The 7,864-nt window shown below is 62.9% G+C and carries 7 protein-coding genes; 2 read left to right on the top strand and 5 right to left on the bottom strand.

Annotation, left to right across the window (positions count from 1 at the left end):
• Together GSQ82_RS10770 and GSQ82_RS10775 are read right to left on the bottom strand one after the other, a co-directional pair.
• Nucleotides 1–1,274 (bottom strand): hypothetical protein (locus GSQ82_RS10770; protein ID WP_158792305.1); only part of this gene is annotated, 1,274 nt, incomplete at its 3' end.
• Nucleotides 1,275–1,417: 143 nt separating this feature from the next.
• A complete protein-coding gene (locus tag GSQ82_RS10775) occupies nucleotides 1,418–2,779 on the bottom strand; it encodes an enolase C-terminal domain-like protein (protein ID WP_158792306.1) in 1,362 nt (453 codons plus the stop codon).
• A gap of 245 nt (nucleotides 2,780–3,024) precedes the next feature.
• Here GSQ82_RS10775 and GSQ82_RS10780 point away from each other — a divergent pair, with 245 nt between their 5' ends.
• Nucleotides 3,025–4,191 carry an aldose 1-epimerase gene (locus GSQ82_RS10780; protein ID WP_158792307.1) on the top strand — a complete coding sequence of 389 codons (1,167 nt, stop codon included), beginning with the start codon at nucleotides 3,025–3,027 and terminating at the stop codon, nucleotides 4,189–4,191.
• A gap of 184 nt (nucleotides 4,192–4,375) precedes the next feature.
• Here the strand turns inward: GSQ82_RS10780 and GSQ82_RS10785 are convergent, their stop codons facing one another.
• Nucleotides 4,376–5,818, bottom strand: coding sequence for a cation diffusion facilitator family transporter (locus tag GSQ82_RS10785; protein ID WP_158792308.1), 1,443 nt, complete (start codon nucleotides 5,816–5,818; stop codon nucleotides 4,376–4,378).
• A gap of 186 nt (nucleotides 5,819–6,004) precedes the next feature.
• Between GSQ82_RS10785 and GSQ82_RS10790 the strand changes: the two genes are divergently transcribed.
• Nucleotides 6,005–6,505: a nuclear transport factor 2 family protein gene (locus tag GSQ82_RS10790; RefSeq protein WP_158792309.1), complete on the top strand. Its 501-nt coding sequence runs from the start codon at nucleotides 6,005–6,007 to the stop codon at nucleotides 6,503–6,505.
• A gap of 33 nt (nucleotides 6,506–6,538) precedes the next feature.
• Here the strand turns inward: GSQ82_RS10790 and GSQ82_RS10795 are convergent, their stop codons facing one another.
• Together GSQ82_RS10795 and GSQ82_RS10800 are read right to left on the bottom strand one after the other, a co-directional pair.
• Nucleotides 6,539–7,450 carry a class I SAM-dependent methyltransferase gene (locus GSQ82_RS10795; protein WP_158792310.1) on the bottom strand — a complete coding sequence of 304 codons (912 nt, stop codon included), beginning with the start codon at nucleotides 7,448–7,450 and terminating at the stop codon, nucleotides 6,539–6,541.
• Between the two features lie 164 nt (nucleotides 7,451–7,614).
• A partial coding sequence (locus GSQ82_RS10800; RefSeq protein WP_158792311.1) for a TIGR03435 family protein occupies nucleotides 7,615–7,864 on the bottom strand: 250 nt, incomplete at its 5' end.

A 7,864-nucleotide genomic window follows, 5' to 3' on the forward strand; every position in this document is an offset into this window, starting at 1 on the left:
TGGAGCATGAGCTGGAAGGCGAGTTGGGGATCGGATTCGGGGGCGAGGAGGTTGTCGCTGCGGATGCCTACGCGGCGGGGGTGGCCGGCGATGAGGAGGGTGAGCCAGGGGTAGCCTTCGGCATCTACGGAGGCGGTGGCGGTGGCGAACTGCTGGCGAGTGGGGAGGCTTTGGGCTTGGGCTTCGGGTGAGGATTGAATGGCGGCGAAGCGGGTGCGGAGGGTGGACCACTGCTGCGGGGCGCCGATGATGTCGGTTGGTTGGGGGATGGTGATTTGGTGTGGGGCTTCGTTGAGCGTCTGCTTGATGCTGTCGTCTGTTGGTGAGGTGGTGTTGGTGGATGGGTAGCGGGCGAACTCTTTATAGAGGCTGAAGCGGCCGGTGAGGATGTAGGAGGCGAAGATGGAGGTGGGGAGTTCCCAGTCGCCGAGGACGATGGCGGGGATGAGGTACTTCTTCATGTGGATGACGGTCTCGGTGCCGCTGCGGGCGATGCCGGAGCGGCGGATGGGGCCGGGCTGCTGGGCGAAGTGCAGGCTGTAGAAGCCTAGCTCGGGCTGCTTCTGGGCCCATCGGGTGAAGGAGCGGGCGGCGGATTTGGGGCCCATCATGCCGACGTCGTTGAGGAGGTCGCGGTGGACGGAGTGGGGGAAGACGGTGTTAACAAGGTCGGCGGCGAAGTTGGCGCAGTTGTTGGTGAGGGGGTTGTAGTGGTTGCGGTTGGTGTCGCGGTTGAGCCAGTCGACGGCGAGCTGGTCCTGGGCGGGGGTGGTGTGGACGGCGTAGACGAAGAGGTCGCGATCGGCGGTGGCGGCGATCATGTCGCGCCAGTAGCTGTGGGGGAGCTGAGGGCAGTTGTCGTCGGCGCAGACGCTCTGGAAGAAGTTTTGCCGGGTGTGGAGTTCGAGGGACTGTTTGACATAGGTGGAGGCGTAGAGGAGGCGGGAGTCGGGGGTGAGGGAGCCTTCGAGGTAGAGGCTGAGGGGGACGATGTTCCAGGCCCAGGGCTGGGACTCGTGGAAGTTGGGATACATGGTGACGACGGAGCCTTGTTCGCCGGGGTTGCAGAGGCGGGCCTGGATGGGAGAGACGGCGCAGACTCCGGAGAGGTAGACGAGGGAGTGGCCGGCGACGGTGTAGCGTGAGGCGCCGAGGTTGGTGGGGTCGGCTACGACGACGCCGAGGTCGGCGCGGGCGGTGGGGAGGAGAGCTGCGGTGAAGCCGAGGGCGGCTAGGGCTTGGCGGACGCGACGGTGGGGAGGGTTGGGTGGCACTCTCTTGGGATGCGGGTGGTGGGGTGGGAGTCTCCTGTGGGTTGGAACGACGACTGCTGTCCTGCCGGACGGGCCCCCTGCTCGTGGAGAGGTCACTTCGTGACTTTTGTACCCCCTTCGGTGCGCGGCTCCCGTTGGTCGCTTTATGTGGATTTCAGGATGGTTTGGGATTCGATCTTGGCGGGGTCGAGCTGGATGTTGAAGCCGGGGCCGGTGGGGAGGGTGATGTGGGCTTTTTCGAGGAGGAGAGGGTGGGCTTCGAAGTGGTAGTAGTGGCGCATTTTGAGGATGAGGTATTCGCCGAGGGGGAAGGTCATGGGGGACTGGCTGGAGATGGCGTGGAGAGCAGCGTGGAGGCTGTGTCCGTGGGGGATGACGGGGACGTCGTGGAGGCTGGCGACGGTGCCGATGCGGAGGAGTTCGGAGATACCGCCGCACCACTCGGGGTCAGCCTGGACGACGGAGAGAGCGCCGGCCTGGAGGTAGCGTTCGACCTCCCAGCGGCCGTAGAAGTGTTCGCCTGAGGCGATGGGGATGGTGGTGCTGCGGCGGATGAAGGCGAAGGCTTCGATCTTTTCGGGATGGGTGACCTCCTCCATCCAGTGGGGGCGGTACTTTTCTACGCGGTGGGCCCAGTCTAGGGCGTAGTCCTGATCCCATCCGCTGTAGGCGTCGAACATGAGTTCGGTGTCGTCGCCTAGGGTCTCGCGGAGGATGCGGACGAGTTCTACGTTTTTGGCCATGCCTTCGGGACCGGAGCCGGGGCCGTAGCCCATGAACCACTTTTGATAGCGGAAGCCTGCGGCCTTGTTGGCGAGGGCGCGGGTGCGGACGGCTTCGGGTTCGAGGGAGAAGCCGAGGCAGCTGGCGTACATCTCGACGGAGGAGCGGGTGGGGCCGCCGAGGAGACGGTAGACGGGAACGTTGTAGTACTTGCCGCGGATGTCCCAGAGGGTGTTGTCGACGGCGCTGATGGCCATCATGAAGAAGCCGTCGCGGGAGTGGCGGTTGGAGCGGTACATCTGGTCCCAGAGGGCTTCGCCGGCGAGGGCGTCTTTGCCCATGAGGAAGGGTTTTATCTCTTCTTCGACTACGGTGGCGGCGCTTTTTTCGAGTGGGCCGTAGAGGCCGTCGATGCCGCCGGCAGTGCGGATGCGGAGGTAGATGGCGGAGGTCTGGAACTCCTTTGAGCCGGAGGGCTTGTCGGTGTAGGGGGTGGGGCGTAGGTCGTCGTAGACGTCGAGGGGGTTGACCTGCTGCTGATGGTTGACTCCGGCCTCGTCGGTGTAGCGGCCGTGGAGTTCGAGGAGTTCGACGGACTGGATCTTGAGGATGCCTTCGGGATGGCCGGGGAGGGGCGCGAAGGCTGCGGCGAAGAGGCGAGTGTGACTGGCGGCGGCGAGAGTGGCGGCGGTGGCTCCGAGGAGGAAGTGGCGGCGGTTGGGAAGGATGGAGGATGGAGAGTTCTTCGGGGCGTGGAGAAGGGAGTGGAGCGAGCGTCTCATCGTTTCCTTTCGATCTGGTCTTAGCTGGTTCGAACTGATTTGATCTGGGTTCGATCTGGGTTTGATCTGGGTTTGATATGGGCGATTGTTTTTCGTGAATGCTCAGTGCTGTTTGGAGCGTTGGAGAGTATTTATTTCGTGACCTGTACAATTTATCGCGCGGTGGGATGGTGTGTCGCTTTGTATGCCAGAAAAGCTTGGGGAGGTGGGTTGCTATGGGGCTTAGAGATATTAGAGACAGAGACTTGCGTTGGGCTTGGATGATTGCGGCGGCGATGATCTTTTCGGGCGGTGGTGTAGCGGTTGCGCAGGGGGTTGGAGGTGCGGTGCAGGCGGGCTCCGGCAAGGTGCAGGTGGGTGGTGTGGATGCGCTGCGGTTGTCGCGCGAGGCGACGGGGAGTGGCGGCAAGCCTGAGTTTGTTTCGGTGACGACGTTGCCGGGGCGTGGGATGAATGTGTTTCAGATGACGGCGATGCTGCCGGGGAGGGGCGAGGTGGAGTTGTTGCGGTCGCCTTCTCTGGAAGAGGCGGCGGCGAAGCTGAACGGAGAGGGCGAGGATGCGTACGGCAACCTGAACCACTCGTTTGGCGCGGCGTTTCTGATTCCGTTTTCGAGCCGTATGGGTGGGGTGGTTTCGGCGGATGGAAAGACTGTGTCTACGAGCTGGCGCGGGCATGAGATTCATCTGCCGGACGACTTTATGGGGAAGTATGCGGTGCATGGGCTGATCAACCAGATGAAGGTGGAAGAGCTGCATACGACGACGACTGCGGATGGGCAGACGGTGACGGGTGTGATTCATGCGGGAGACTTCGGCGGACACTGGCTGTCGAGGACGGATCTGCACTTCACGATTGCGCTGACGGGGGCGGCGGTGGAGGTGACGGTGACGGCGAAGAACGTTGGGAGTGTGGAGGAGCCGATGGCGATTGGGTGGCATCCTTACCTGGCGATTCCGAGCAGGGATAGATCGCAGGCGCGGGTGCATCTTGCGGCGGCGACGGTGGCGCGGCTGGACGACAAGGATGGAAGGACGACGGGGCAGCTCGATCCGGTGGCGGGTACGGCGTTGGACTTCAATGCGACGGCGGGCCGGGTGCTGGAGGGTTCGATGAATAACAACTTTTCGCATCTGACGCGGACGCATGGGGTGGTGGATGCGTGGCTGGAGGACCCGAAGTGGGGGTATGGGATTCGCGTGGAGGGGATGTCGCCGGAGATTCGAACGGTGCATCTGTACTCGCCGAAGAACGGGACGTTTGCGGCGATCGAGGAGCAGTTTAATTTTCAGGATCCGCTGGGTGCGGAGTGGAAGGGGATGGATACGGGGATGGTGGCGCTGCGGCCGGGTGAGTCTACGACGTGGAGGGTTCGGTTAGTTTTGTTTACGCCGGGGACGGAGAAGAAGTAGCGGCGGAGCGTTGAAGCCGCTTGCATTCAAAGGCTGGGCTGTCCGGCTTGAGGAAGAACAGGCAAAGGCAGAAGCAGATCCCTACGGGATGACAAAACAAAAGGGCTGGCAACAGCAACGGCAAGAACAACAGCAAACGCAGATCCCTGGCGGGGATGACAAACAAAGGGACAAACAAAGGGATTTAGCGGCGGTTGTCGGTGGCGGGTTCGGGATGGATGAGGAGGCGGCTGACTTCGGGGGCGTCGAGTTTGAAGGCGTTTTCGAGGGCGGTGATGGCGGTGTGGACCTCCGACATGGGGAGGTCGTCGGGGAGGGTGCAGTGACAGTTGACCTGGATGCGGTCGTGGATGCGGGTGACGAGGACGTCGTGGATGTCGAGGATCTGGGGGAAGGCCTGGGCGGCGCGGCGTAGACGGACTTCGAGTTGGCGGTCGCGGTCGAGGGAGACGGGGCGCTCGATGGTGGCGGGCTCGCTCTCGATGTGGGTGAGGATGGTGGAGACCTCGGGGATGTCGCGGCGGATGTCGGATTCGAGTTGGGTGACGAGGGCGTGGGCGGCGCTGAGGGGCATGGTCTCGTTGACTTCGAGGTGCTGTTCGACGTGGAGGGCGTGGTTGTACTCCTGCACGCTGACGTCGTGGATGGCGAGGTTGGAGCGAGCGGCGACGGCGCGGATGCGGTCGTGGATGCTCTCGGCGATGGAGGCGGTGGGGATGGAGTGAACGACGACGTCGGCACCGGGGAGATGGCGCTGGACGGCGGCGGTGGCGGCGAGGGTGATCTGTTCGGAGCGCTGGAAGGTGAGGTTGCGGGGCATGCCGAGGGTGAGGTCGGCGAAGTAGCTGGGGCCGGAGCGGCGGGTGCGGACGCGTTCGACGGAGAGGACGCCGTCGATGGTAGAGAGGTCGTGGATGAGGCCGCTGTTCTGGGCGCGGGTCTCGGCGGGGACGGCGTCGGTGAGGGTGTCGATGGTGCGGCGGGCGAGTCCCCAGGTGACGTAGAGGATGATGGCGGAGACGATGATGGCGGCGATGGGGTCGGCGAGCTCGAGCTGCGGGATGTGCCAGCGCTGGCCGCTGTAGGTGGCGGCGAGACCGAGGAGGACGGCAAGGGAGGCCCAGATGTCGGTGCGGAAGTGGACGGCGTCGGCGGCGAGGGCTTCGCTGTTGTGCTCGCGGGCGATGGCGGAGAGCTTGCGGGAGCGGGTGTAGTCGACGGTGATGGAGAGGATGAGGACGGCGAAGGGCCAGAGGGAGAAGTTGAGGGAGAGGTGCTCGCGGAAGAGGATGCGGTGGAGGGCTTCGGTGAGGATCCAGATGCAGGAGGCGAGCATGAGGACGGTTTCGATGGCGGCGGAGAGGCTTTCGATCTTGCCGTGGCCGTAGTTGTGGTCTTCGTCGGCGGGGCGGTCGGAGACCTGGACGGAGAAGAAGGTGATGGCGGAGGCGATGAGGTCGATGCCGGAGTGGGCGGCTTCGGAGAGCATGCCGAGGGAGCCGGTGAGGAGGCCGGTGAGGAGCTTGAGCAGGGTGACGGCGAGGGCGGCGACGACGGAGAAGAGGGCGGCGGAACGCTTGGCAGCGTGAGGGGTCGCGGCTTGGTCGGGCTTGGCCGTTGTGCTCATCTGGGAATGGTACAGGTTTCGCATGGCAGTGTGATCCGGTTTGTGCGTTCCCGCGCGTGAGACGTCGTTTGGGAGTCGTAACACTCCTGAGTTCGGTTCGTCTTATCTCTCGGTCCTACTTCGTGTCTGAGATAAGTTCGATGTCCACGATGGGTTGGGCTAGATGCTCCAGGAGGTATTGCTTTTATGTCGCTACGCCGTTGTCTCGCCCTCACTTTGGTTTTCTTTGCACTCCTCTCTTCTTCGAAGATCAGCCATGCAAAGACGCAACATGCGCCCACGGCCGCTGAGCAGGAGAAGATTGTCGCAACGGTAGGCACAATCTTTACGTCGGCGCTTACAGACGATTTTGCGAAGTTCGATTCGGTCATCGCGCCGGGCTTTTATATCTACGACGGCGGCGCTCGGTTTAACGGAGATTCCATTCTTAACCTGATCAAGGCTCAGCATGCGGCGGGGAAGCGCTTTGAGTGGAACATCACGGAACCGGACGTTCATATCGACGGCGACACTGCTTGGATTGCTTATGTCAACAAAGGCAAGATTACCGACGCGTCCGGGACGGTGGACCAGAGATGGCTGGAGTCGGCTGTTCTTCAGAGACAAAAAGGGGAGTGGAAGATCGTCTTCATGCATAGCACGCGGGTGCCAGCAGCGGCGGTTCAGCCTGCTACGGCCTCGCATTAGCGAATAATTTTGCAGGCGTAACCTGGTCGGGCGTCAGGGTCTTGTGGCGTGGTAGAGGCCGGCGGTGCCGAAGGTGTAGCTGGTCCAGGTGGGGTTGGTGAAGCCGGCGTCGCGGAGGAGCTGGAGCATGCGCGGGGGGCGGGGGAAGCGTTCGACCGAGGTGGGGAGATAGGTGTAGGCGGCTCGCTGGCCGGAGATGAGGCCGCCTAGTTTGGGGAGGACGGTTTTGAAGTAGAGGTTGTAGAGGGAGCCGGTGAGGCCTTCGGGCTGGTTGGCTTCGAGGATGCCGAGTTGGCCGCCGGGACGGAGGATGCGGTGGAGTTCGGCGAGGCCCTCTTCGTAGTTGGCGAGGTTGCGGAAGCCGAAGGCGGAGGTAACGAGGTCGACGGAGTTGTTCGCGATGGGGAGATGGAGGGCGTCGGCTTCGATGGGGAGGATGTTGTGGGGGGCGAATTTTTTTGCGCCGAGGGAGAGCATCTGGTGGGAGAAGTCTACGGCGAGGATGGGGGCGATTCTGGTTGAGGCGGAGTCTTCGTCTCCCACTCTTTGTGATGAGGCCAGATGGGTGTCTGCTGCGGATCTCTGTGGCGCTTCACCGACCTTAGCGACGATGAGGCCGTCGCGAAGATGGGGCACCCGGTCTTGTGTCTGCTTGGGGCGGTGTTGGTAGAGGGCGAGGGTCATGTCGCCGGTGCCGCAGCAGAGGTCGAGGATGACGGCTTCGGGGTGTTGGAGGATGGGGCGGAAGAGGCGGGCGGTGCGGGTCCACCAGTAGCGGTCGATGCCGGCGGAGAGGAGGTGGTTGGCGCGGTCGTAGGTGGGGGCGATGATGTCGAACATCTGCTGGACGGAGGTGGCGGCGGCCTGCTCGGTGGTGACGCCGGCGGGGCGGGCTCCGGTGGATTGTTCGTGTTCGGGTGGGTGTTCGATGGTCACAGATGTCATGTTAGATGCTGTTGAAAGACTTTGTCCTGCTGGACTGGCCTCCGGCGCTCAGCCACCCCATAAACGAAGACCTGTTTGTTGGGACCCCAATTCGGCGGGCGTTCGCACGCCTTTTAACTTGTCTCGGCGATGCGAGGATCCACTGTTCCGGCAGGACATCGCCGCTAGTTTGCGGAGGGCTTTTTGATGTAGTCGATGACGTAGTACTCCACCGGTCCTTTTTGCTCCTGGAGTTTCAGGCCAAGCTGCTGCCGTAGAGCGTCGAAGATCGAAGGCAGATTCTGGAGTTCGGCAGGGAGGCTCTCCTTGTGAATATCGGGCGGTAGCACGGGCATAAATGACAGGGTGAAGTCGTAGTTCTTATCGAGGCCGGTCAGATCAATCACCGGGCGATCGTCGCTTCGGAGCTGCTCG

Origin of the sequence: Granulicella sp. L60, assembly GCF_009765825.1 — a bacterium.
Taxonomy (GTDB): domain Bacteria; phylum Acidobacteriota; class Terriglobia; order Terriglobales; family Acidobacteriaceae; genus Edaphobacter.